Source organism: Segatella copri DSM 18205, assembly GCF_025151535.1.
Taxonomy (GTDB): Bacteria; Bacteroidota; Bacteroidia; order Bacteroidales; family Bacteroidaceae; genus Prevotella; species Prevotella copri.
This window is the reverse complement of the sequence record NZ_CP102288.1, coordinates 1,492,853-1,518,340: the sequence shown is the minus strand read 5'-3', so window position 1 is coordinate 1,518,340 and position 25,488 is coordinate 1,492,853. Positions and strand designations below refer to the sequence as shown.

General features: G+C 49.8%; 21 protein-coding genes and 2 tRNA genes. 12 read left to right on the top strand and 11 right to left on the bottom strand.

What is annotated here, in order from left to right:
• Window positions 1-31 precede the first annotated feature (31 nt).
• From NQ544_RS06455 to NQ544_RS06445, 3 genes are all read left to right on the top strand, one after another.
• Entirely contained in the window at window positions 32-2,590 is a 2,559-nt protein-coding gene (locus NQ544_RS06455; RefSeq protein ID WP_006847506.1) for a DUF3987 domain-containing protein, read from the top strand.
• A 112-nt stretch (window positions 2,591-2,702) separates the two neighbouring features.
• On the top strand, window positions 2,703-3,197 hold the full coding sequence (locus NQ544_RS06450) for a hypothetical protein (RefSeq protein ID WP_040552933.1): 495 nt from the start codon (window positions 2,703-2,705) through the stop codon (window positions 3,195-3,197).
• A complete protein-coding gene (locus tag NQ544_RS06445) occupies window positions 3,185-3,592 on the top strand; it encodes an N-acetylmuramoyl-L-alanine amidase (RefSeq protein WP_006847508.1) in 408 nt (135 codons plus the stop codon). The genes NQ544_RS06450 and NQ544_RS06445 overlap by 13 nt, the downstream gene beginning before the upstream one ends.
• Before the next feature lie 82 nt (window positions 3,593-3,674).
• Here NQ544_RS06445 and NQ544_RS06440 read toward each other — a convergent pair whose 3' ends face one another.
• The 6 genes from NQ544_RS06440 to lon form a co-directional block, all read right to left on the bottom strand.
• Complete coding sequence (locus NQ544_RS06440) at window positions 3,675-5,009, bottom strand: NADP-specific glutamate dehydrogenase (RefSeq protein WP_006847509.1); 1,335 nt, start codon at window positions 5,007-5,009, stop codon at window positions 3,675-3,677.
• A gap of 220 nt (window positions 5,010-5,229) precedes the next feature.
• Complete coding sequence (locus tag NQ544_RS06435; RefSeq protein ID WP_006847510.1) at window positions 5,230-6,531, bottom strand: ComEC/Rec2 family competence protein; 1,302 nt, start codon at window positions 6,529-6,531, stop codon at window positions 5,230-5,232.
• Window positions 6,532-6,742: 211 nt separating this feature from the next.
• The gene (locus NQ544_RS06430) at window positions 6,743-8,449 is read right to left on the bottom strand and encodes a DEAD/DEAH box helicase (RefSeq protein ID WP_006849111.1); all 1,707 of its coding nucleotides are present in this window, start codon (window positions 8,447-8,449) and stop codon (window positions 6,743-6,745) included.
• Window positions 8,450-8,535: 86 nt separating this feature from the next.
• Entirely contained in the window at window positions 8,536-9,777 is a 1,242-nt protein-coding gene (locus NQ544_RS06425) for an LptF/LptG family permease (RefSeq protein WP_006849112.1), read from the bottom strand.
• A 13-nt stretch (window positions 9,778-9,790) separates the two neighbouring features.
• Window positions 9,791-10,918: a tRNA guanosine(34) transglycosylase Tgt gene (tgt, locus tag NQ544_RS06420; protein WP_006849113.1), complete on the bottom strand. Its 1,128-nt coding sequence runs from the start codon at window positions 10,916-10,918 to the stop codon at window positions 9,791-9,793.
• 2 nt (window positions 10,919-10,920) lie between these two features.
• The gene (gene lon, locus NQ544_RS06415; RefSeq protein WP_040553735.1) at window positions 10,921-13,386 is read right to left on the bottom strand and encodes an endopeptidase La; all 2,466 of its coding nucleotides are present in this window, start codon (window positions 13,384-13,386) and stop codon (window positions 10,921-10,923) included.
• A 223-nt stretch (window positions 13,387-13,609) separates the two neighbouring features.
• Between lon and NQ544_RS06410 the strand changes: the two genes are divergently transcribed.
• Window positions 13,610-14,353, top strand: a complete 744-nt coding sequence (locus tag NQ544_RS06410) for a tRNA1(Val) (adenine(37)-N6)-methyltransferase (protein WP_006849116.1) — start codon at window positions 13,610-13,612, stop codon at window positions 14,351-14,353.
• Between the two features lie 74 nt (window positions 14,354-14,427).
• Here the strand turns inward: NQ544_RS06410 and NQ544_RS06405 are convergent, their stop codons facing one another.
• Window positions 14,428-15,468: a diacylglycerol/lipid kinase family protein gene (locus NQ544_RS06405; RefSeq protein ID WP_006849117.1), complete on the bottom strand. Its 1,041-nt coding sequence runs from the start codon at window positions 15,466-15,468 to the stop codon at window positions 14,428-14,430.
• Window positions 15,469-15,664: 196 nt separating this feature from the next.
• Between NQ544_RS06405 and spt the strand changes: the two genes are divergently transcribed.
• The 7 genes from spt (at window position 15,665) to NQ544_RS06370 (ending at window position 20,798) form a co-directional block, all read left to right on the top strand.
• Window positions 15,665-16,855 carry a serine palmitoyltransferase gene (spt, locus tag NQ544_RS06400; protein WP_006849118.1) on the top strand — a complete coding sequence of 397 codons (1,191 nt, stop codon included), beginning with the start codon at window positions 15,665-15,667 and terminating at the stop codon, window positions 16,853-16,855.
• 562 nt (window positions 16,856-17,417) lie between these two features.
• Window positions 17,418-17,491: transfer RNA gene (locus NQ544_RS06395), tRNA-Pro, on the top strand.
• Window positions 17,492-17,530: 39 nt separating this feature from the next.
• Window positions 17,531-17,604: transfer RNA gene (locus NQ544_RS06390), tRNA-Pro, on the top strand.
• Window positions 17,605-17,680: 76 nt separating this feature from the next.
• The gene (locus tag NQ544_RS06385) at window positions 17,681-18,247 is read left to right on the top strand and encodes a cytidylate kinase-like family protein (protein WP_006849543.1); all 567 of its coding nucleotides are present in this window, start codon (window positions 17,681-17,683) and stop codon (window positions 18,245-18,247) included.
• A 71-nt stretch (window positions 18,248-18,318) separates the two neighbouring features.
• A complete protein-coding gene (locus NQ544_RS06380; protein WP_229775070.1) occupies window positions 18,319-18,624 on the top strand; it encodes a CidA/LrgA family protein in 306 nt (101 codons plus the stop codon).
• On the top strand, window positions 18,621-19,313 hold the full coding sequence (locus NQ544_RS06375) for an LrgB family protein (protein WP_006849545.1): 693 nt from the start codon (window positions 18,621-18,623) through the stop codon (window positions 19,311-19,313). Before NQ544_RS06380 ends, NQ544_RS06375 begins: the two co-directional genes overlap by 4 nt.
• A 42-nt stretch (window positions 19,314-19,355) precedes the next feature.
• On the top strand, window positions 19,356-20,798 hold the full coding sequence (locus NQ544_RS06370; RefSeq protein ID WP_006849546.1) for a right-handed parallel beta-helix repeat-containing protein: 1,443 nt from the start codon (window positions 19,356-19,358) through the stop codon (window positions 20,796-20,798).
• Between the two features lie 304 nt (window positions 20,799-21,102).
• Here NQ544_RS06370 and NQ544_RS06365 read toward each other — a convergent pair whose 3' ends face one another.
• The 3 genes from NQ544_RS06365 to NQ544_RS06355 form a co-directional block, all read right to left on the bottom strand.
• Window positions 21,103-21,585 carry a cytidine deaminase gene (locus tag NQ544_RS06365; protein WP_006849539.1) on the bottom strand — a complete coding sequence of 161 codons (483 nt, stop codon included), beginning with the start codon at window positions 21,583-21,585 and terminating at the stop codon, window positions 21,103-21,105.
• A 24-nt stretch (window positions 21,586-21,609) separates the two neighbouring features.
• The gene (locus NQ544_RS06360; RefSeq protein ID WP_006849540.1) at window positions 21,610-22,899 is read right to left on the bottom strand and encodes a M64 family metallopeptidase; all 1,290 of its coding nucleotides are present in this window, start codon (window positions 22,897-22,899) and stop codon (window positions 21,610-21,612) included.
• A gap of 213 nt (window positions 22,900-23,112) precedes the next feature.
• On the bottom strand, window positions 23,113-24,036 hold the full coding sequence (locus NQ544_RS06355) for a glucosaminidase domain-containing protein (protein WP_006849541.1): 924 nt from the start codon (window positions 24,034-24,036) through the stop codon (window positions 23,113-23,115).
• Between the two features lie 438 nt (window positions 24,037-24,474).
• Between NQ544_RS06355 and NQ544_RS06350 the strand changes: the two genes are divergently transcribed.
• Window positions 24,475-24,891, top strand: coding sequence for a 2-amino-4-hydroxy-6-hydroxymethyldihydropteridine diphosphokinase (locus NQ544_RS06350; RefSeq protein WP_050758648.1), 417 nt, complete (start codon window positions 24,475-24,477; stop codon window positions 24,889-24,891).
• 61 nt (window positions 24,892-24,952) lie between these two features.
• Here NQ544_RS06350 and nrdG read toward each other — a convergent pair whose 3' ends face one another.
• A complete protein-coding gene (nrdG, locus tag NQ544_RS06345) occupies window positions 24,953-25,468 on the bottom strand; it encodes an anaerobic ribonucleoside-triphosphate reductase activating protein (RefSeq protein ID WP_040553581.1) in 516 nt (171 codons plus the stop codon).
• Window positions 25,469-25,488 lie beyond the last annotated feature (20 nt).

Genomic DNA, 25,488 nt, shown 5'->3' with positions numbered 1-25,488 from the left:
TCAACTTAAAACGATAAGTAGAAACAGATAGATGAGTTGTTATTTAATTAAGGTGGAGAATGGGCACAAGGTTGCCCGCTCCATCACCTCGGAAGAGGAGTATAAGCAGCTGCGTGGAAGCAACGAGCAGAAGGCGAATCTTCGCCTGGCTCGTGCCGGAAACGATGCTGCGAAACGGAGACTGGTGCAGTTTAATTATTCCGGGCATTATCCGCAAGGCGTGGTGAAGGGAATGAAACTGCCAAGCGGTGCTTTCGGATTTGATATGGATGAGCCGGAGGCTTTTGCCAAGGCTGCCAAGCTACTGCTGAAGGAACCGGACAAGTACGGACTGCTGATGCTGGAGCGCAGCGCACGACAGGGCGGACATGCGGTGTTTGAGCGCGAAAAGGGCAAGACGGTTCTGGAGAATCAGGTGAGGATTGCTACGATGCTGAAATGCGAAATGGATACTTCAGCTCACGACATTAATCGGGTTTATTTCACGACCACATCGGATGACGAAGATTTGCTCTTCCTTTCGCCACGGCTTTTCAAGGATGAATATGATGAGGCTGCCGTGGCAGCTGAAGGGAAGGTCCTGGAAGAGCGTGAAAGATACGGACAGGAGGAACTGCCGGAAGGGGCGCACAAGGCAAACAAGCACTTTATGCCTTGGTTGGAAGAAATCAAGAAGAATCCTCAAGGGGTTTTAAAGAGTCAAGAATTTAAGGATTCTCAGAAAGCTTCTCAAGGGGCTTTTAAGGGTCAGGAATTTAAGGATTCGAGAATTTCTACTTCTGCTGCTTCTGCCTCTGCTGCGTCAACTTCTTCTGCTTCAACTACTTCTGCTGCTCAGGACAATTATCTCGGGATTCCTTATGGAGAAATCATTAAGAAGTGGTGGCAGATGTATAATGATGGGCAGGAGCCGATGCGCTCCAACCGCAATACGTTGACCTTTGAACTGGCTGTGAACCTGCGCCACATCTGTGGTTTTGACCGCAATCTGCTGGCTCAGATTATTCCCTGCTACGATGGGTTTCCCGAACAGGAAAAGATGGCTTGCATCAACTCGGCATTGAACGAGAAAATCACACAAATGCCTAAGCGGCTGAAGGATGTGCTCTCTGCCATCCGTCAGGAACGAATGAAGCAGGGAAATGCAGGTGGTGGTTCGGCGGCTGACAATGAGGCGCTGGTAAATGCGCTGGACGAGGCTAACGCCAAGGACGATCTGTTCTATTATAATGCGCTGCCTAAGTTGCCGCAAGGCATTCGGGATTCCATCAGCGCAGTGGGTCCGGCACTGGCACTGCCTGTAATCACAGCCATCTGTCCTGCCATCGGAATGCTCGCCACGGGCGTGAAGGTTTCCGTTCACGGCAAGATGAACTCGCTGAACCTCATCTCCTACATCGCCGGAGATTTTGCATCTGGCAAGGGTAGTATTGACCCCGTGATTGACGCATGGACTTCGGAAGTGAAGGAAATGGACAAAATGTATCAGCAGAAGGAGGATGAATGGCGAGCCAAGAAACGTGCAGCCAAGAACAAGAAGGAGCAGCCGGAAGAGCCGAAACTGCCTGTAAGATGCTTGACACTGAACAATACGGTGGCGAATCTGGCTGAACGACTGGCTAACACAGAAGGCAAGCACGCCTTTTCGTTTACTCCGGAAGCTGACACCGTAGCGCAGAAGTGGAAATCGGCAATGAGCGACTTTTCAGTCATGTTGAGACAGGCTTACGACGGAACATGCTATGAGCGTGAAGCAAGAAGTGCAGATGCAGTGAATGTTCATATAGACAGACTGTTATGGAACGTGGTGATGTGTGGAACGCCTGATGCGCTCTATCGTGTGGTAAGCAATTATACGGATGGTTTCCAGAGCCGTATCATCGTGGCAAAAACGCCCGATAATACCTTCACTCCACTTTCTGACAACATGTATGTAATGAACGAACGCCAGCGCGACCGCATTATTCAGATAGCTCATCTTCTGCCTTTGCTGACCGGTGAGGTGGTTCTGCCCAAGCTGGAGGATAAGGGTAGGGAATGGCTGGAACAGATAAGACTGGAAACGATGAAAAATGACGACAAGGTGAAAGCCCGCCAGCGTTTCCGTATCTGTCCAACCACCATGAGAATGATGACCTGCATCATGCTCTGCAAGGTTCTGGAAACGCTGATTCAGAAGCATGGTTTCAATGGAGCCGAGAAACAGCTGAAGGAGTCACCTGATTTGTGGAAGGGAATGCTCGTAAAGACGCAGACACCAACCATGCTGAATGTCTTTGATGTACTGGCTGACTACCAGCTGGATAATGCGCTCTATTTCTTCCGTAGCCGAATAGAAGATGCTTTCTCATCCAAGAATTATTGCAGTCAGTCTGCTTACGACAGAAGTCGCAGAGGTAAGAATGATTCCATCTTTGAGCGGCTGGACGTAACCTTCACCTTCGAACAGGCAGAGCAGCAGAGCATTGCACTTAAGGGAGCAAGTGCCACCCATGAGACGGTAAAACAGATGCTAAAGAACTGGAAACGTCAGGGGTTAATCTGTGTATTACCTGACATGCGCTATCAGAAAGTTTCTCCTACAGTCTAAAGAGGGTGTCATTAAGGGTCAAGGTCATTAAGGGTCATTAAGGTTTTCGGGTCTGAACCCAGCCTTAATGACCACCCTTAAACCAATTATTCATTATTAATTGTAAATTATCATGCACATTTGTATATTTCGCCGCCGTTTCACTCCATGGGGAGTAGATGGCACTATGGTCATTAACGGTAAGTTTTTCTGCGGAACATTGGAGCGTCCTCAGGGCTATCTGAAAGCTGATGCTTACAGACTGGCACTTGTGCCGGTTTCCAACCCGAAGTTTCTGAGGGATGATGAGAAGAGCAGAATCATGCCTGTCATTCTGAAGGAAAACGGCAGAGTTCCGAAGTCTGTTATCCGCAAGCCGTTCTTCGTTCCAGGCAATGGCCCTTATAAATTAATGTATGGCAGCATCATTCTGGGCAGATCCTACATTTCAGGACTTGTGCTTCATTCTGAGGAATACTTCTCGGAGTTTTGCGAGAAGGTGGATGAAGCAATCAGGAACAGGGAGCACATCACGCTCGTTATCAGAGACTGGGGCTTTGATGCGATTCCGCTTAAGTATTTATCACCTTTCAAATCATCCGTAAAATCATTATTATGCGTAAGATAAAGGAAATCATCATTCATTGCAGTGCGACCAAGGAAGGTCGCAACTTCACCGTAGCGGATATTGACCGCTGGCACCGCGAGCGCGGAATGCGTTGCATAGGTTATCATTTCGTGATTTATCGTGACGGCAGCATTCATGTAGGCCGTGCGATAGAGGAGGTTGGCGCCCATTGCAAGGGACATAATTCCATCAGTATAGGCATTTGCTACATCGGCGGCTTATCAAAGAAAGGCAAGCCGAAGGATACAAGAACCCGAGAACAGAAAGCGGCAATGCGCTCGCTCATCGAGCAGCTGAAGGAGGAATATCCATTAGCCACGATTCATGGTCATAATGAATTTGCCAACAAAGCCTGCCCCTGCTTTGATGTAAAAAAGGAGTGGGGGAAGGAGTAAAACAAAAAATAGCGGATCTTCACAGACCCGCTATTTCCTATTATTTTAAATTTTTTAAGTGTTTATTGTAAATTTTCTAGCCTTATACAATGCCCTGAGCCATCATAGCCTTAGCTACCTTCAGGAAGCCGGCTACGTTTGCACCCTTTACGTAATTTACGTAACCGTCTGGCTCTGTACCATACTTCACGCAGTTTGCGTGAATATCGTTCATGATGTCGTGGAGCTTAGCATCAACCTCCTCACGAGACCACTTCAGACGCTCTGAGTTCTGGCTCATCTCAAGACCTGATACTGCAACACCACCTGCGTTGGCTGCCTTACCTGGAGAGTAGAGAATCTTAGCATCCTGGAATACCTTGATAGCCTCTGGAGTAGAAGGCATGTTAGCACCCTCGCTTACTGCGATTACGCCGTTGGCGATGAGAGCCTTGGCTGCCTCCTCGTTGATTTCGTTCTGAGTAGCTGATGGGAGAGCGATGTCTGCCTTCTCAAACCAAGGCTTAGCACCTGCAACATATTTTACACCATACTTCTCTGCATATTCCTTGATACGGCCACGCTCGACGTTCTTGAGCTCCATGATGTAATCGAGCTTCTCGCGGTCGATTCCGTCTGGGTCGTAGATGTAACCGTCTGAATCTGAACATGTAACTGGCTTAGCACCCAACTGGAGCAACTTCTCCATAGTGTACTGGGCTACATTACCTGAACCTGAAACCAAAACAGTCTTGCCCTTGATGTCAATACCCTTGGTAGCGAGCATGTTGCAGAGGAAGTATACGTTACCGTAACCTGTAGCCTCAGGACGGATCAATGAACCGCCGAACTCCTGACCCTTACCGGTCAAGACGCCCTGGAACTGGTGTGTCAACTTCTTGTACATTCCGAAGAGGTAACCTACCTCACGGCCACCTACACCGATGTCACCAGCTGGAACATCCTCGTCTGGACCCATGTGACGGTAAAGCTCTGTCATGAAAGCCTGGCAGAAACGCATTACCTCGTTGTTGCTCTTGCCACGTGGAGAGAAGTCGGAACCACCCTTAGCACCACCCATTGGGAGAGTTGTAAGAGAGTTCTTGAATGTCTGCTCGAAAGCCAAGAACTTCAAAATACCCAAGTTTACTGACTTATGGTAGCGAAGACCTCCCTTGTAAGGGCCAATCGCGTTGTTGTGCTGTACGCGGTAACCCATGTTAGTCTGTACGTTGCCCTTATCATCTACCCAAGATACGCGGAACTGGATGATGCGGTCTGGAATGCAGAGACGCTCGATGAGGTTTGCCTTCTCAAACTCTGGGTGCTTGTTGTACTCTTCCTCGATAGTACCGAGAACCTGACTAACTGCCTGAATGTACTCAGGCTCGTTTGGGAATCTTCTTTGGAGATTCGCGATTACTTCTGATGCTTTCATAATCTTTAATCTTTTATTGTGTTTAAATTCTTACTTCTTTATTTCTGCTTGCAAAGATACATGTTTTTCTCGAAAACACCAACAAAAAGAAAGAAAAAATGCAGAAAAAGTAGAAAAAAGTTATTTTTTAACATTCTTAATCACGATTTGTAGCGCTTTTGTGTACGCACACCTTATTATATAAGAGACGTTTTTCGGGGTTTAAGCCTTTATTTCTGTTTCAGGGAATCTTGCATTCTGACGACTTCTGTTTATCTATCCTGCGCCATAGGGCATAAACAAGCAGGATGATAGCGTAGAGACCGATTACCTGAGGCAGACTGATTTTTACGTTTTCGATGCTTGCTCCAGGCAGCATGCTGATCAGTTTTATGGCTGTATTCAAAAACTGGGTGATGCTGGTCAGGGCGCCTGATGTAAGGCTGATGAGTGGGGCGACAACCGGTGCTATGGGCGCCCATAACGTGAGTGGGGAGAACAGGATTAAGGCTGCTCCAAGATATAGGATGAGGGTTGCTGCGGGAATGGCGATGTAATTGGTGAGAAGGGAATAGCACGATATTCTGCCGAAGGAGTAGACGATGACCGGAAGGGTTCCTATCTGGGCTGCCAGTGAAACGCAAAGGAGTCCCCATGCCCAACGGATGAAACGGCTGCGGATGGGGAGGAGGGTGTAAAGGGGTGTGAAGAACAGCAGAATGGAGGCTACTGCCAGGAACGAAAGCTGGAAACTCAACTCGAAAAGATAGAGCGGACTGATGAGGAGCATAAATATATAAGCTGAGGCTAAGGTGTTGAGCGGCAGACCGGTACGATGGAAAGCTAAACTTAAGCTGTAGGCTGAAAGCATGATGGCTGCACGGACTGCACTTGCCGGCAATCCTATGAGAAAAACGTAGGTCCAGATGGAGATGAGGGACAGAATGATGGTGTAAACTGAGTACTTTCTGCCGCCTAGCAGAAAGATGAAAAGCTGGAAGATAATGCCTATATGAAGTCCGCTTACTGCCAGGATGTGACTGGCTCCGGAAATGGAGTAACTGTTTCGGGTGTTCGAGTCGAGTGCGCTCTTGTCGCCCAGCGCCATGGCTGCGATGACTGCATAGTCTTGCTGTTTTACGTGAAGGGAAACCAGTTTGCTTTCAATATTGCTTTTATAGCGTTCGGTATTGATTTTTGCCCGTGTGAGGTAAGACAGTTCCTGCCAGTTTTTCAGTTGTGTAGAGGTTTGGGAATCAGCTATTTGCTTACAGGTAAGAAAAGCCCCAAGGCTCAGGATGCATAAATGAATCATCACGCATTGGGAGAAGATGAGAAACTGGTGGCTCCTGCTGAAGTAGGCTTTTTTGCTTAAGGACTCAGTAAGGAAAAAGATGATGCTGCCAAGGGCGCATGAAATGATGGAGATGATGGGCCAAAAGGGCATATTGAAATCATCATAGCCCCATTTGGCTATGATGATTCCGATCGTCAGTGTGAGGCTGATGGTCATGAGCGGGGTGAGATGTAGCTCTTTCATCATTCCTCTTTCCTTTTTTAAAAGATGATTATTTATTCAAGTTTCGCAAGCTCAGAAGTTAAAGGAGTTAAAGGAGTTATCGCTCCCTACGGTCGCTGAGGAGTTAAGACAACAGTCTTTTTGGCGTTGTTTTTAAGCAGCAAGACATACGTCTTAACTCCTTAACTTCCTTAACTCCTTTAACTTCCTGAAATGCGAAAGTTCAGTTATTTACCTATTTCTTGAATCCGAAGATGCGCTTGATGAATTTCTTCACAGCGTTTTCTTGCTTCTGTGGATTTACGATAGGGGTGTGCTTGCGTGCAGCCGGCTTTTCGCCCTTTTTCTGGGCTACGCCTCTGCCACGGCCGTTGCTGCCTGGGCGAACATTGTTCTCGGTGCCTGGGCGCTGCTGGTTGCTGTTATTGCTGTTATTGCGGCGCTTCTGGCTGTTGCTGTTCTTTGGCTGCTCGCCTGGCTGGGCTGGCTTTCTGTTCTGCTGCCTGTTGCCCTGCTGTGGCTGCTGCTTTGCGTTCTGCTGCCTGTTGCCTTGCTGAGGCTGCTGCTTTGCGTTCTGCTGCCTGTTACCCTGCTGTGGCTGCTGTTCGTTGTTGCGTGGTGTTTTTTCCTGACGCTCGTTTGGCTTGTTTGGCTTGCGCTTGTGAGAAGTCTGGTCGCGGTCTTTCTGTCGGCGGTTCTTGGCGCTGTTCTTTCCGCCCTCTCCGTTTCTGCCGTTACCGCGTCTGTTGTTTCTTCCGTTTGCACCTTTCTTCTTCGGCTTGTTGAGCTTGATGTATTCAGGACCTTCGCCGCATCCCTCAGGGAGAGGCATCTTGTCTACCACCTTCTCCAGGAATTTCTCTATCTGCTGGAACCAGTACTGGTCTTCTTCGCTTACGAAGGTGATGGCTCTACCATCGCGGTTGGCACGGGCTGTACGGCCGATGCGGTGAACGTAATCTTCTGTATCGTGAGGAACATCGTAATTGATGACCATCTCAATATCATCGATGTCGATTCCGCGCGCCACAATATCGGTAGCTACGAGAACATCATACTGTCCGCTCTTGAACTTGAACATCACATCATCGCGCTCAGCCTGTTCCAGGTCGCTGTGCATGGCTCCGCAGTTTACTCCAATCTGCTGGAGAGAAGCTGCGAGTTGCTTCACCTTGAATTTGCTGCCGCTGAAGACGATGACACGCTTCAGGTCGCCTGCCTTGAAGATGTCCTTGATGATGGTCATCTTCTGGGTTTCGTAGCATACGTATGCTTCCTGCTTGATTTTCTCGGCTGGCTTGCTGACGGCAAGTTTGATTTCTACCGGATTCTTGAGCAGGGTCTTAGCCAGTTCTTCTATCTTCTCAGGCATGGTTGCCGAGAACATGATGGTCTGGCAGGTCTTTGGCAGTTTTGACGCGATGGTCTTGATGTCTTCAGAGAAACCCATGTCGAGCATGCGGTCGGCCTCGTCGAGAATGAAGAAGCTTACCTTGCTGAGGTCTACATTGCCCAGAGAGATATGGGAGATGAGGCGGCCCGGGGTGGCGATGACTACATCGGCACCCATGCGGAGGCTGCGCAACTCCTGATCGTAGCGGTTGCCGTCGTTGCCGCCGTATACGGCTACACTGCTCACGCCCTGCAGGTAATAGCCGAAGCCTTGCATCGCCTGGTCTATCTGCTGGGCGAGCTCGCGGGTTGGTGACATGATGACGCAGTTGATGGCGTCTTTCGGATAACCGCCGTCATCGAGCTTGCTCAATACTGGCAGCAGATAGGCTGCGGTTTTGCCGGTTCCGGTCTGGGCTACGCCCAAGACATCGTGACCTTCTAATATCTCTGGAATGCACTTTTCCTGTACAGGAGTGCATGTGTCGAAGCGCATGTCGTATAATGCGTCGAGCACGTTGTCATTTAAATCTAATTCGTCGAAATACATTCTTTCTATAGTTTATAGTTTACGGTTTATAGTTTATAGAGGGCACGGCTGCTATAAACTATAAACTCTTAATTATTAATTGATAATTACCTCGGTGCCTTGCGGTAGCAGAAGTAGGCTACGATGGCGAAGAGGAAGTTTGGAAGCCACGCTGCCAGAACAGACGGGAAATTGGCCTGGATGGCGAAGGTGGCAGAAACCGTCTGCAGCATGATGTAGCCGAAACTCAGCGCAAGTCCAACGCCCAATGCTGCTCCCATGCCGCCCTTGCGCTTGCGGGCTGAGAGGGAGACACCGATGATGGTGAGGATGAACGAGGCGAAGGAAGAGGCGATGCGCTTGTGGTATTCTACCTCGTACTGCACTACGTTGCCCGAACCGCGGTTGATCTGCTTGGAGATGTAATCGCGGAGCTCAGGACTGGTGAAGGTTTCCTGCTGACCCTTGGAATAGACCAGGTCGGTAGGTTCCATCATGATGATGGTGTCCTTCTGCGCTCCGCTCGTAATATGCTCCTTCATGCCCTGGAGCTTGCGGATTTTCCAGTTGCTCAGTTTCCAGTGATACTTGCTGTCGGAAATGGTGTCGTACTGGATGTCCATCGCTGTAAGGTGGCTTACGAGTTTCTTGTCCTGGAACTTGTCGAGACAGAATCCGTAGCCGCGTTTCATGCTGTTGTCGTAATGCTGCATATAGGCAATCACTCCCTTGTCTACCTGCAGCTGTACATTCTCGGCACTGGTATTCTTCTTCTTGTTCTTGTACATCGTCTCGAAGTTCTGCCTGATGACGGTTCCGTGGGGAATGACGTAGGCTGAGAGCCCGAAGGAGAGGGCTGAGAGCAGCACGCAGGTAATCATGTATGGGCGAAGGAGACGCTTGAAGGATACTCCCGACGCCAGGATGGCGATGATTTCGGAATTGCTTGCCAGCTTGGTGGTGAAGAGAATGACCGCCACGAACACGAACAGCGCACTGAAGAGGTTGGCAAAATAGGGCACGAAGTTGGCGTAGTAATCGAAGATGATTGCGCGCGCCGGTGCATGGTGCTCTGTGAATTTTGACAGGTTCTCGTTGAAGTCGAAGACGATGGCGATGGAGATGATCAGGGCGATGGAGAAGAAATAGTAGCCCAGAAACTTCTTGATAATGTACCAGTCGAGCTTCTTGATGTACCTGAACGGGTAGAGAAACCTGAAGATGCGCAGGAACCGGAGCTTGTGAGCCAGCCAGCGCACAGCCCTGATGAGCCACCCGAACTTGCGGGAAGCCCATCGGCCGGTGCGGTAGAGCCGGCGGTGTTTTCTTATTTTCTTAAAATCTTTCATGATGCTTGCTTACTTAAATTCTTCGGCCAAGCTGGTCGATGATGGAATTCTTCCATGCCACGAAATCGCCCTGCTCGATATGATGGCGGGCATCGGTCACGAGGCGCAGATAGAAAGAGAGGTTGTGGATGCTGGCTATCTGCATCGCCAGCAGCTCCTGGGCCTTGAAGAGGTGGTGGAGGTAGGCCTTCGTGGTTACGAGGTCGATGTCGCAGCCGTCTGGATCTACCGGACTGAAGTCTTTCTCCCACTTCTTGTTGCGCATGTTCATCGTGCCCTGATAGGTGAAGAGCATGGCGTTGCGGCCGTTGCGGGTCGGCATTACGCAGTCGAACATGTCTACGCCGCGCTCGATGGCTTCGAGGATGTTCTGCGGGGTTCCTACGCCCATCAGATATCTCGGCTTGTCTTTCGGCAGGATTTCGTTCACTACTTCTATCATCTCATACATCACCTCGGTAGGCTCTCCTACGGCAAGTCCGCCGATGGCATTTCCGTCGGCTCCCTTGTCGGCAATGTATTTGGCTGCTTCGCGGCGCAGGTCCGGGAAGGTGCAGCCCTGAACGATAGGGAAGAGGCTCTGCTGATAGCCGTAGAGGGGCTCGGTTTCGTTGAACCGCTTGATGCAGCGGTCTAGCCAGCGCTGGGTGAGCATGAGGCTGTTCTTGGCGTACTGGTAATCGCTCTGTCCCGGTGGACATTCATCGAAGGCCATCATGATGTCGGCTCCGATGATGCGCTCGGTGTCCATTACATTCTCCGGTGTAAAGAAGTGCTTGCTGCCGTCGATGTGGGAGCGGAACTCGCAGCCTTCTTCCTTGAGCTTGCGGATGCCGGTGAGCGAGAAGACCTGGAAGCCGCCGCTGTCGGTGAGGATAGGACGGTCCCAGCCGTTGAACTTGTGCAATCCGCCTGCTGCCCTGATGACGTCAAGACCTGGGCGCAGGTAGAGGTGATAGGTATTTCCGAGGATAATCTGTGCCATGACCTGCTTCTTGAGTTCCTCGAAGTGGACGCCCTTCACGCTTCCTACGGTTCCTACGGGCATGAAGATTGGGGTCTTGATCTGTCCGTGGTCGGTGGTGATGATGCCTGTACGCGCATCGCTCGCTTTATCTGTTACTTGTAATTCAAATTTCATTTCTATTCTTTTTTATCATTTTCCTCAATGCTGAAGTCTGTAGGGTTTTTCACCTTCTCGTCGGTCAGCGCGAACTGCCAGACGTCAGCCACATTCTCTACATAGTGGAAGTCTACGCCCTTGAGATATTTCTCCGGTATTTCCTCTACGTTCTTCTGGTTCTCCCTGCACATCACGATGTGCTTGATTCCTGCCCGCTTGGCTGCCAGAATCTTCTCCTTGATTCCGCCTACCGGGAGCACTTTGCCGCGGAGGGTTATCTCGCCGGTCATGGCTGTGTTGGCACGCACCTTGCGCTGGGTGATGGCAGAGGCGATGCTGGTGGCGATGGTGATTCCGGCAGAAGGACCGTCTTTCGGGGTGGCTCCCTCAGGCACGTGGATGTGGATGTTCCACTGCTCGAAGATGCGGTAGTCTACCTGCAGCAGGTCGATGTGCGACTTGACGTATTCCAGTGCGATGATGGCTGATTCCTTCATCACGTCGCCCAGGTTTCCGGTCAGGGTGAGTTTGCCTGCCTTGCCCTTGCTGAGCGAGGTTTCGATGTAGAGGATTTCGCCGCCCACTGAGGTCCAGGCAAGTCCGGTTACTACTCCTGCATAGTCGTTGCCCTGGTAGATGTCGCGGTTGAACGGCGGATTGCCCAGCAGGTCTTTTACTTCGGCAGGGGTGATGGTGTAGTTTTTCAGCTCCTGGTCGCAGGCCAGTTTGTAAGCCATCTTGCGCAGACTCTTGTCAATCTGCTTCTTCAGCTGTCTTACGCCGCTCTCCCGGGTATAGTGCTCGATGATGAACTCGAGGGCATTCTTGTTGAAGCTTACCTTCGGCGAAACCTTGTCGAGTCCGGTGCTTTCCAGCTCTTCCGGTACGAGGTGGCGCTTGGCAATCTCTGTCTTCTCTTCGGTGATGTAGCCGCCTACTTCTATCAGCTCCATACGGTCGAGGAGCGGACGCGGAATGACGCTCAGGTCATTGGCTGTGGCGATGAAGAGTACCTTGGAGAGGTCGTAATCCATATCGAGATAATTGTCGTGGAAGGCATTGTTCTGTTCCGGGTCCAGCACTTCGAGCAGGGCTGATGCAGGGTCGCCGTTGAAATTGCTCTGCGCCACCTTGTCAATCTCGTCGAGGATGAAGACCGGATTGCTGCTGCCTGCCTTCAGCATGTTCTTGATGATGCGGCCCGGCATGGCTCCCACATAGGTGCGGCGGTGACCGCGGATTTCGGCTTCATCGTGCAGACCGCCCAGCGACATGCGTACATACTTGCGCTTCATGGCTGCTGCGATGCTCTTGCCCAGACTGGTCTTTCCTACGCCCGGAGGACCGTAGAGGCAGAGGATAGGACTCTTGCCGCCGCCGTTCAGTGCTCTTACGGCGAGGAATTCCAGGATGCGCTCCTTCACATTCTCCATGCCGTAGTGGTCGTGGTTCAGAATGCGCTTGGCACGGGTCAGACTGAGGTCGTCCTGGGTGTAGGAGTTCCAAGGCAAATCTACCATGGTCTGCAGGAATCCTATCTGTATCGAATAGTCAGGACTCTGCGGGTTCAGGGTGTCGAGCTTGGCAATTTCTTTCTTGAAGATTTTGGCTGTCTCTTCGCTCCAGTTCTTCTTTTTCGCCTTCTCCAGAATCTCCTTCTTCTCCGGACTGGCGTTGCCTTCTCCCAGTTCTTCCCTGATGTTCTTGATCTGCTGCTTGAGGAAGTATTCCTTCTGCTGTTCATCGAGGTCGTAGTGGGTTTTGTTCTCAATCTCAGTCTGGATGCGTAGCAGATGGCGCACCTTGTTCAGGGATCTGATGGCAATCATGATGCGCTCGCTGAGATTTTCCTCTTTCAGCATCTTGATTTTATCCTCGATGGAGAAAGGGAGGAGGGAGCACATGAAGTTGCACTGCATGTGAATGCTCGAGAGTTCGTTGATGGCCTGGATGGCCTCATCAGTATAGTTGGCGTTTGATTTGATATAGTCTGTCGCTTCGTAATGGAAGTTCTCGTAGAGCATTCTGAAGAGTTCATCGTTGTTCTCGTCAGGCCATTTCTCCGGAAGACTTTTTACGTCAATTACTGTGTAAGGCTCTTTTTGAACGAGATGTTTCATCTGACATCTGCCCAGACCCTGGATGATGATGCTCATCTGCTCTGTGCCAGGCATCTTGATAACCTTGATGAGTTTGGCGAAGACACCTACAGGGTAGAGGTCTTCTTCGTAGGGCGATTCTGTATCTTTGTTCTTCTGACAGAATACGCAGAATATGGTGTCTGGTTTCTTTTCCAGCATCCGGACGAGATTCAGACTTTCCTTTCTGCCCACAACGATAGGGGTCATGTTGGTTGGGAAAACTACAATATCTCGCATGCAGAGGGTAGGGTACAAGCCTTCTTCCTGGTCTTCAATCAGGGTTTTCGGGTCGCCCTCGTAATCTGCAATCATTTGTATTCGGGTACTTGTTCTTCTATTATCCATTTTGTTATGATTTCTATTTTCCGTGCAAAGGTACTCATTTTTTATGAAATATCGTGGAAGATGATAGATTATTTAATAATAAAATTGCTTTTTCTATATATTAGTACCCGTTTTTATAGATGTAAGTAGCTGCTTTTGCAGGTGGAAGTGGCAATTTCTGCTGCTTGCGATAAAATAAATCGGCGGCGCATTCGTTCTCTTCTGTAAAGAGACAGAAGAATTTATGGGTAATTTTCGATTTAAACAGTTTGAGATAGAGCAAGACCGTTGTGCCATGAAAGTGGGAACTGACGGCGTTTTGCTGGGTGCATGGGCGCAAGGTGGCAGGCGGATTCTGGACATTGGTTCCGGAACGGGACTGATTTCGCTCATGATGGCGCAGCGTTTTCCTGAGGCTGAGGTAGTGGGGATTGATATGGATGCTGATGCCTGCGGACAGGCGAGGGAAAATGTGATGGCAAGTCCGTTTCGCGACAGGGTGGAAATAGAATGCTGCAGACTGCAGGATTTCGGGGGAACTTCGGAAGCTGCTGAGGCTTTGGAAACTGCTGATGGTTTGAAGGCTGCCGGTGTTTTTGATGCGATAGTGAGCAATCCTCCGTTCTTTGTAGATAGCTTAAAAAATCCGGACAGTAAGAGGACGATGGCGAGACATACGGACAGTCTTCCGTTCCGCGATTTGTTTGCGGGTGTAAAACGGCTGCTTTCTGATGACGGTATTTTCTCTGCAATTGTTCCCGTAGAAGTAGTGGAGCAGTTTGTTGCAGAGTCTTGCATATTAGGTTTTTATCTTATACGGAAGTGTGGTGTAAAGACGGTAGAGCGCAAGCAGCCCAAGCGCTTTATATTGAGTTTTGCCAAGCATCGCATTTTGCCTTATGAAGAGCATGTTGAAACGATGATGGATTCGCAGGGAAACCGCTCGGAATGGTATAGGAAAATAACGGAAGAATTCTATCTTTTCTAGGAGTGTTGAATGTTGAGTGTTGAGTGTTGAATGAACACTCCCTCTAAATTCAACACTCAACATTCAACATTGTATTAAAGGTTCAGCTTCTTCTGTACCAGTTTGCTGATAGCTTCTACTCTTTTGCTCTGGCGCTGGATGTCTTTCTGAATATCATCGCGCACGGCATTGAAGTCGTTGAAGAAATCGGCAAAGGCAGACTGAATCATGTTCGGCTTGCGGTCGTTCTTGTTGGCAAACGGGTTCACCAGCATCTTGATGCCTTTTTCTTCCAGGTGAACATCAATCTCTGCCCCCGTCATCACAGGGTCGCCATCATAATGGATTACGCCTGGCTGACTGCGGGTGATATGGAGCTTCTTGCAGCGGAACGACTTGATCTTCGAATTCTTGTCCAACGTCTTGTTGAACATGTCGAAACTTACCTGAGGCGCCTCGATTACATCGAATGGTTCCATGATGACGACATCCATCAAACCGTCGCTCATGGATGCTTGAGGGGCAATATAGGCATTGTTGCCATACTGAGATGCGTTGGCACAGGAAATGAGGAACGCCTTATACTGCTTGGTGCCCGTCTCGTCCTCCAGCGTGTAAGTCTCAGGCTTATACTTCAATCCCTCGCGCAGGATATTTTCCGCATAAGTGATAGGACCACGCTTGCCGCTCTCGGCAAACTTCATGCTGACGAAAGCGTCAAAGCCCATGCCGCAGGTGCAGAAGAACGGGTGGTCGTTGATGACACCATAATCCAGATCTCTAATCTGGCATTGGTTGATGACCTCTATGCATTTCTTCAGGTTCATCGGGAGCAGCAGATGTCTTGCCAATCCGTTGCCCGAACCGCAAGGCAGAATGCCGAGGGCAGTATCGGAGTGAACCAGTGAGCGGGCCACCTCGTTGACGGTTCCGTCGCCACCAACCGCCACAACCACATCTACATGGTTGTTCTTCGCTTCGGTAGCAATTTCCGAAGCGTGCCCAGCTCTTTCAGTCATTCTTATCTCGTACTCAAAAAGCTCTTTGTCCAAAACAGAATCTATCAGACTGGGAACTGCCGCCTTGCTGGCTGTTCCTGAAATCGGATTCATGATGAAAAGTATCTTTTTCTTCATTATATAGTCAAGAGTTTGTAAAATTTAGGCTGCAAAAGTAATAAAAATACCCAAAATAACAAGAAATATCGATTAAAAAAACTATAAAAGTAAACTTTCTTATAAAAAAAGCCGTTTATTGAGTTCTTTTTTGTATCTTTGCACCCTGAAAGTTAGAAAAGTATAAAAAAAGAAAATAAAGTACACCTCTTTAATAATGGGACAATTACAAGAAAGATACAAGAATTATCGTGAACCTCAGAAGTATATGGCTGCCGGTGTGTATCCATATTTCCGCGAGATCACAAGTAAGCAGATGACAGAAGTAACCGACATCGATGGTCATAAAATCCTGATGTTCGGTTCTAATGCTTATCAGGGTTTGACTAACGACCAGCGTGTTATTGATGCAGCAAAGGCTGCGCTCGACAAGTATGGTTCTGGTTGTGCAGGAAGCCGTTTCCTCAATGGTACGCTCGATTTGCACGTGCAGCTCGAAAAGGAGCTTGCTGAGTTTATGGGCAAGGATGAAACTTTGTGTTTCTCTACAGGATTCTCTGTAAACCAGGGTGTTTTGGCTTGCGTAGTAGGTCGTAACGACTATATTATCTGCGATGACCGCGACCACGCAAGTATCGTAGATGGCCGCCGCCTCTCATTCGCTACCCAGCTTCACTACAAGCACAACGATATGGAAGATTTGGAGCGCGTGCTCTCTAAACTCCCTGAGGAGGCTATCAAGCTCATCGTTGTTGACGGTGTGTTCTCTATGGAGGGCGACCTGGCTAACTTGCCTGAAATCGTTAAGCTCAAGCATAAGTACAACTGCTCTATCATGGTAGACGAGGCTCATGGTCTTGGCGTATTCGGCAAGCAGGGTCGTGGTGTATGCGACCACTTCGGTCTGACCGATGAGGTAGACCTCATCATGGGTACATTCTCTAAGAGTCTGGCTTCTATCGGCGGTTTCATCGCATCAGACAAGGATACCATCAACTTCCTCCGTCACAACTGCCGTACTTACATCTTCAGCGCCTCTAACACTCCAGCTGCCACAGCAGCAGCTCTCGAGGCACTCCACATCATTCAGAATGAGCCAGAGCGTTTCGAGAATCTCTGGGATGTAACCAACTATGCCTTGAAGCGTTTCCGCGAGGAAGGTTTCGAGATTGGCGAGACAGAGAGTCCTATCATTCCTCTCTACGTACGCGATGCTGAGAAGACATTCGTTGTTACCAAGATGGCTTACGATGCAGGTGTGTTCATCAACCCTGTTATTCCTCCAGCTTGTGCTCCTCAGGATACATTGGTACGTTTCGCACTCATGGCTACTCATACAAGAGAGCAGGTTGAGCAGGCTGTCCAGATCTTGAAGAAGATTTTCGTAGAAGAGGGAATCATCAAGTAAAATCAGATTTGCCGGTCTTCTCGGTTTTTACGGATTCGGGCAGCCGGTTTCTGATTTAACAGTTCAGCAAGTATGGTTGCGGTTCTTTGCCGCTACTATATATAACAGAACTTTTGCATGTGGTTCAAGTACGGGCTGAAGGCCCAAAAGCTCCTAGCCCAGGGCATCGCCCTGGGTATAATGGCAATCAGCAAGGCGCCCTGTAAGGGCAAAAGCTTTATGTTTTGCCTGGAGTTTTAAAGCTTTTGCCCTTACAGGGCGATAGGCTAGCGCCCGTAATAACCCAGGGCGATGCCCTGGGCTAGGAGCTTCTGCCCTTTCAGGGCGTGTGGTGCAAAACTTGCGAAAGTTCTATATATATAATAAGGTATAAGGGCAATTCCGGATAGGGGTTGCCCTTATTTTGTACCCGGTTTTCAAGGATTTTGCATTTAAATGCATATTTTTTTGAAAAAAGTTAGGTAAAAATTTGGTGGAATCGAAAAAATGTAGTACCTTTGCACTCGCAATTCAGAAATGATGCTTAAAGCAATGCTTAATAGGTATCGTAGAGATGAGTAAGCGGGGTGTAGCGCAGTCCGGTAGCGCGCCTGTTTTGGGAACAGGTGGTCGCAGGTTCGAATCCTGTCGCCCCGACTCTTTTTTCTCTCACTTAAACCTTTAGCAAAGCACAAGCGGGGTGTAGCGCAGTCCGGTAGCGCGCCTGTTTTGGGAACAGGTGGTCGCAGGTTCGAATCCTGTCGCCCCGACACAAGAAAGCTAAGAAGAGTCAAATCTTCTTAGCTTTTTTGCTATATATATAAAAAATTTAAATTTTATAGAATCATGATTATTACGATAGCGCGCCAGTGTGGATGTGGCGCTGTTCGCGTGGGCAAGCTGCTCGCCGAAAAGTATGGTATTCCTTTTTATACCCGTAAGAATTTGATGGAAATGGCTGAACAGAGAGGAGTGCTCGACGAGATGGAGGCTTTCTTCGATGAGCGGCCGGTAGATGAACTGCTCTTCTCGATGTCGTCGCTTGGCGAAACGCAGAGGGCGCTGACAGAAAAACCGCTCCATACACTTGCCGAAATGATAAGCGATGAAGACTGTATCATCATCGGCCGTTGCGGAAACTATATCTTCCGCGAGCGCAAAGATCTGATTTCTGTTTTCCTGAGCGGCAATCTGGAGGCTCGCATCAAGGAAATTCAGGAGGAGAAGGGCTTTTCGTATGATGAGGCTGAGGAGTTTGTAGAGCACACCGAGGATTGCAGAGTGGCTTATCATAAGTATTATACAGGCCTTACCTGGGGAAATGCCGATGATTACGACATCTGTCTGGATACTGTGCGACTGGGCGTAGAAGAGACGGCAAGTCTCATTGAGCAGTACGTTAGCTTGATATAAATTCAAAGTAATTCAACATGAAGTTTTTAATTCAATTTTTGATAATCATAGCGTTCTCCTTTGCGGGGGAATTGCTCCATTTTTTGCTGCCATTGCCTATTCCGGCAAGCATCTATGGCATCATTCTGCTCTTCCTTGCGCTGGAAACAAAACTGATCAAGGTGAAGCATATCCGCGAAACCAGCAGTTTCCTCATTGCCATCATGCCCGTGATGTTTATTCCGGCTGCTGTAGGACTGATTGATTCCTGGCAGGATATCGGTAATGCATGGTTCCAGTATATCGTAGTTACGGTGGTCAGCACCTTCGTCGTGATGGGTGCTTCGGGCTGGATTACGCAGTTGGTAATCAGAAAAGGAAAGGAGGCGAAGAAATGAACCAGTTGTTCCAGGATTCTGTCTTCTTCGGCGTTCTCATCAGTCTGGCTGCCTACGGCATAGGCATGCTGCTGAAGCTGAAGACGGGATGGTCGCTGATGAACCCGCTGCTCATCTCCATCATCCTCGTCATCATCACGCTCCTGCTGACGGGCGTAGATTACAAGACCTATTCGGCGGGCGCCAACAGCATCAGCTATCTGCTCACACCAGCCACCATCTGTCTGGCTGTGCCACTTTATCAGCAGGTTGAGCTTCTGAAGAAGAATTATCGGGCTGTGCTGATCGGCATTGTTTCGGGCGTGCTGGCGAGTCTCTGCTCCGTGCTCATTCTCGCCCTCATCTTCCATTTCGACCATGCGTCCTACGTTACCTTCCTGCCTAAGAGCATCACTACCGCCATCGGTATCGGTGTTTCTGAGGAGTTGGGCGGTCATGTTTCGGTTTCGGTGGTTGTCATCATCGTAACGGGTGTGCTGGGCAACATCTTTGCCGAGAAGTTCCTGAAGCTTCTCTCCATCAAAGAGCCTATTGCCAAAGGTATTGCCATCGGCTGTTCTGCCCATGCGCTGGGTACGGCAAAGGCGATGGAAATGGGTACCATAGAGGGAGCCATGAGCAGTCTGAGCATCGTGGTTTGCGGTGTGATGACGGTTGTAGGCTCATCCATCTTTGCTCTGTTTATGTAGAGGCAGATACAATAATATTTCCCTTTTTCCGTTTTTATAGATATGAAACGGAAAAAGGGATTTTTGTATATAATGGGTGTAGGGATGGCGATGAGCGCCCTGCTTGCCAGTTGTGCCGACGATGAGAGTTTCTCAACGTCGAGGGGAGATGTGCTCTCGTTTTCGGTAGATACGCTGAAGATGGACACCACCTTCTCGAATGTGCCTACGCCTACCCGAAGCTTCTGGGTTTACAACCATATGGGCAAGGCTCTGCGCTGCCAGTCGGTGCGTCTGGAAAATGGTAACCAGAAGGGCTACCGGGTGAATGTTGACGGCTCTTATCTGGGCACCGAAGCGGGATTCCAGACGCAGAATGTGGAGATCAGGAAGGGTGACAGCATACGTGTGTTCGTAGAACTGACTTCGGCGATGCAGAACAGCGAAGAACCGCAGCTGGTGAGCGATAACCTGGTGTTTGCGCTGGAAAGCGGCGTGGAGCAGAAGGTGAACCTGAGGGCGTTTTCATGGGATGCGATGAAACTCAATTCGCTTGAGGTGAAGCAGGACCAGCTGCTGGAGAGCACGCTGCCGGTAGTGGTTTATGGCGGCATCAGGGTTGATGAGGCGGCTACGCTGACCATTGCTCCGGGCACCCAACTCTATTTCCACGAGAATGCGGGTTTGCAGGTGTTCGGGTCGCTGAAGATTGAGGGCGAGAAGGACAGGGAAGTGGTGATGCGGGGCGACCGGCTTGACCACATGTTCGATTATCTGCCTTATGACCGCACACCGGGACAATGGCAGGGAATCAGACTGATGTCTTCGGCTCATGACTGCAGGATTTCGTTTGCTGATATTCATAGTGCCTACGATGCCGTGATGGTAGAACCGGGCGATGCTACGAAGCAGAAGCTGCTCATCGAGAACGCTACGATTCATAACAGTCAGGGCTACGGTGTGAGGATTGATTCTGCCAAGGTGCAGATTTATAACTCGCAGATAACCAACTGTCTGAACCATCCGCTCTATGTTGAGGGTGGCGATGTTGAGGTAAACGGCTGCACCATAGCCCAGTTCTATCCGTTTGACGGGCGCCGCGAGTCTGCCATCGGTTTTGCCTCTCCGCTGCCTCGTTTCGAGGTGAGAAATTCGCTCGTAACGGGCTATCATGATGATGAGGTGGTCTGGGAGGCTCCGAAAGAGGAGGATGCCTTCAATTTCCTCTTCGACCATTGTGTGTTGCGCACGGAGAAGCTGGAGACGGACGACAGTCTGAAGTTCACCCATGTGGTTTATGAGGACATCAAGGATACGACGGTGTTTGCCGAGAAGCATTTCCGCCTTTTCGACACCGACAATCTGAAGTATGATTTCCATCTGCGCAAGGAGTCGGCAGCAATAGGTAAGGCAGATGCCGAAACCCTGCCTGCAACCGACCGTGATGGTTTGCCGAGAAAGAAAGAGCAGCCTGCCGCAGGATGCTTTGAGTATAGGGAGGAATAATGATTATAAGACGAAATAATGACTGAACTTTCGAATTTTTTCGCCACACGCCCTGAAAGGGCAGAAGCTCCTAGCCCAGGGCATCGCCCTGGGTAATTACGGACGCAAACCTGTCGCCCTGTAAGGGCAAAAGCTTTAAAATACCGGAATTAATAAAGCTTTTGCCCTTACAGGGCGACTTGCTGATTGCTATTACACCCAGGGCGTTGCCCTGGGCTAGGAGCTTCTGCCCTTTCAGGGCGTGCTGCTTCTTGAACTTTGGTTCTTTACCTTTCTTATTCCTTCATGTTTGAATCTACGAATCTTATTCCTTCATGTTCGAATCTACGAAGCTGAAGGGGAGAAGGTCTTTGATGCTGTCGAAGCAGTAGATGCCGTTCTCGCCATAGAGCAGGATGCGTACGGGGCGCTGGTAGCGGTCTTCCATCTCCAGTATCACCTGGCGGCAGGCTCCGCATGGCGAGATAGGCGACTTGAGGAAACCATTCCCGTTTCTCGCTGCTATGGCGAGCGTCAGGATAGGCTGGTCGGGATAGTTGCTCTGGGCACCGAAGATGGCGCTGCGCTCGGCACAGAGTCCCGACGGGAAGGCGGCGTTCTCCTGGTTGGCTCCAATCACTATTCTGCCGTCGCCCAAGAGCAGGGCTGCTCCCACATAGAAGTGGCTGTAGTTAGCATACGCATTGCTGGTGGCAGCCTTCGCCCTGTTTACGAGCTCCTGCTCCTGCTGGCTCAACTCTGAGAGCTGAACCACCATGTATCTGATGTTTAGGTTTTGCTCTTTCATAGATATAATGTTTTTATGATTTCTTTATTTCGTGTAGAAGTCGATGATGTCCTGCAGCGCCTTCTTGCATACAGCACAGAATTCCGGCGTTTCGTTGATGCGCATACGGCAGTCCTGCACACCGCGGTAAACGCCCTTCAAGCTGTATCCGGCACCTTCGAAGACACCCACCTTGCTCACCGCCTCCTTCTCTTTCTTTGAGAGCGGAGTAGGAATCTTGGTCTTCTTGTCTATCATGTTCTCCCATTTTCCGTGGAAATCGGCAAGGGTAGTGATGTTCTTCTCCCAAGGCTCTACATCGTGAGGATACATCGGTATCTGCTCCTGCTCGTAGGCGTATTCATCGGCAAGTCCGGCAAAGGAATGGCCAAACTCATGTACCACTACCGGCTTGAACCATTTCTGGTGGCAGGTGGTGAGATTGTATGAATTGAGGATGCCGCCACCGCCATACTTATCCGAATTTACCAGCACGATGATGTGCTCGTAAGGGGTACCTGCCAGCCAGTTGTGCAGGTCTTTGAGATGCAGGGTGGTAAGGTAGCGGTCGCTGTAGAAGGTGTCGAAATGAGAGCTGAGGGCGGTCTCGTGCCAGATGCCCTGGGCTGGGATGCTAGGTCCGCTCTGCTTGGATGGCGATTTTACGGCCACGATGTTGAAGCGGTCTCTCATGCTCTTGAAGGGTTCGTGGGCGAAGATGGCCTCTGTAGCCTCCTGCGCATCTTTCAGGAAGACAGGCATCTCTGCATCGGTATAGCCTTCAGCCACGTATGCGATGTGGATGCATCGGGTGGTGTCGGCAGCCTGCTGCAGGGTGACGTATGGTGTAGGCTTGTTGCCTTTCTGATGAATCAGAATGTCTTTCGGTGCTACCTGGTGGGTGAGCGTGGTGGTTATCTCGCGGCGGTTGTTGCGCAGGTCGAGGGTGATGTCTACGGTATCTTTCGGCATCGGAACGAGGAATACGTTCTCGAAGCTCTGCGTGTTCTTCTCTGCCTCTGGATAGGAGAGCCATTCCTGGAAGAGGGTGGAGAAGGAGTTGCGGTAGATGATTTTGCCCGAGCGGTGGTCGCGTACGGTTATCTGTCCGTTGCCCTCTACCGGGAGTTCGGCCAGTCGCTGCCGTTTGCCGTACCAGCGTGGCATTACGTTGAGTTCGTCTACGGCTATCATCTGCTGCTTCTGGTTGCCGGCAAAGGTATAGTCTATCCGCAGCGTCTTGTCTGTGAAATAGTCGTCAAAGTTTTGCGCCTTTATTGTGTCGGGCGCCATCAGCATCGCCATGGCGGCGAGGGATAATATCATTCTCTTCATTGTATTTTCATTTAAAATTCACATTCACATTCACATTTCAATTATCTCATTCAAGTTTCGCAAGTGAGGGAATTGATAGAAGTTAAAGAAGTTATCACTCCCTACGGTCGTTCGGGAAGTGAAGAGACAATAGTCTTCTTTCGTAAAACGTAGGACATTTGTCCCTTAACTTCCCTCTAACTTCCCTTAACTTCCCCACATACGAAAGTTCAGTTATCTCACCCTCAGCCTTGTTCCTACGCTTACCGGGATGTTAGGGTCGAGATGGTTCATCTTGTAGAGTTTCTCCAGTCGGATGCCATACTTCTGCGAGATGGCGTACATGCTTTCGCCCGGCTGTATCACGTGAGGGCGCTTCTTATACTGCTTAGGTGCCTTGGAGCGTTTCTTCTTCAGATAGATGATGTCGCCCTTGTGCAGCACGGCGTGCTTGTCACGCTCGTTGTAGCGAGCCAGTTTGCGCCAGCTGATGCCCACCTCCTTGCCTATGCTCTTGAAGGTGTCGCCTTCGCGGGCATGGAGATAGTAATTCTTGTTGAAGATATGGATAGGGTGCAGCAATCCTTCGGCGTTTACAGGCTGGTCGGTACCGCTGTGGGTAGCCATGAAGCGGTCGTAGCGCTTGGCCTTGTCATACTGGTTGAGCTTGTAGAGCTCTATAATCTGTATCAGCTTGCTGGCATACTGCGGGTTGGTGGCGTAGCCGCAGGCTTTCAGTCCGCGAGCCCATCCCTTGTAGTCGTGCTGCGAGAGTTCGAAGAGGCGTGCGTAGCGTGGCTGGCGCGCCAGAAACTTGCTGTGGTCTTCGTAGCTGTCTCTTGCGTCCTGGTATACGCGGAAGCATTCGCCCCGGGCATCATCGTCATGGTACTGGGTTGGTCCCGTCCAGTTGTGACATTTTATGCCGAAGTGGTTGTTGCCCTGACGTACGAGGTCACTCCTTCCTGCCGCACTCTCAAACAGTCCCTGTGCTAGGGTGATGCTGGCTGGAATGCGGTAACGGAGCATCTGCTCGATGGCAAGATCCTTATACTGGTTGATATATGTCTGATAGGCCTGGTTCCACTTCAGCTGTGCGCCCATCGGGAGGCAGCAGAGCAGAGCGAGCCCTAAAATGTTTGCTTTTAGATGATTCATTTTGCAAAAATATAAAAAAAAACGGATAAATCGCGGTTTATTACAAAATTTTTAATATCTTTGCACAAAATATTGCATATTGAACTTTCGCATGTGGCTTAAGTACGGGCTGAAGGCCCAAAAGCTCCAGAAGCAGCACGCCCTGAAAGGGCAGAAGCTCCTAGCCCAGGGCATCGCCCTGGGTATAATAGCAATCAGCAAGGCGCCCTGTAAGGGCAAAAGCTTTGTAAATTGCCTGGTACTTGAAAGCTTTTGCCCTTACAGGGCGACAGGTTTGCGTCCGTAATAACCCAGGGCGATGCCCTGGGCTAAGAGCTTCTGCCCTTTCAGGGCGTGTGGGGGTAAAACTTGCGAAAGTTCAGTGACATACAAATGCAGGGAGCTATCTGTCTCTTCTGAGAGAAACTGACTTGTTTTGTAGAAATAATGATTTTAATAATGAAAACTCGTACAAAAGTAATTATAGCTATCGGCTCTAACAGAAATCAGGAGGAGAATGTGTTGAAGGCGCATGAACATCTGAGTTGTATGTTCAGGAACAGCCTTTTCGGTCCGCGCATGTGGACTGAGCCTATCGGACTGGAGAATTCAGACAAGTTCCTGAATCAGGTGATGTTGGGGGAGACCATCTGCTCTAAGAAGTCTGTGCTTGCCGCGCTGCGGAGTGTGGAGCAGAGATGCGGACGCAGAATCCGTGGTCCTTATCGTAAGGTAGATGTTCCGCTGGATCTCGACCTTCTGCTCTATGGCGATGAGAAATTGCACGAGAGCGAGTGGGAGCGTGATTATATTCAGAGTTCTATCAGCTACCTCGAAGAGAAGGATGCTAAGAGGGATAGGAAATATTTAAGATAGGAAAATCCGTGTAATCCGTGCATGAAAAAATAAACGGGAAACCCGAATCTGGTATGTAGATTTACAATACCGGATTCGGGTTTTCTGTTGTAAGATTGAGTTCTATCACTCTTCCTTCTTTCAGCGACTTCTGCACGTTGATGATGCGCTGGTTGCTGCTGCCCCTGAAGAAGAGGTCTTCATCGCGCAATTCCTGTACGAAGGGGCCGTCTACCAATACATCGATTTGGCGGAGGAGTTCCAGCTGCTCGGGATTCTTCACGAGGTTTTCGAAGAGATAGCCCGTAAAGCACCAGATGCTCTTGCTGCTCTGCTCCCTGATGGCGCGCGCCAGCTCGGCAAAGCCCTTTGCCTGAAACATAGGGTCGCCGCCCGAGAAGGTGACGTTGGCGAAGGGGTCGCTCATGATTTCCTTCATCAGCTCGTCGGTAGAGGTCATCGTGCCATGGCTGATGTCCCACGACTGCGGATTATGGCAGCCCGGACAATGGTTGGGGCATCCCGCACAATAAATGGATGTGCGGAAGCCCGGACCGTCTACCATCGTATCATGTACGATGCTTAATACGCTAATCATTAATCACTAATCACTAATCA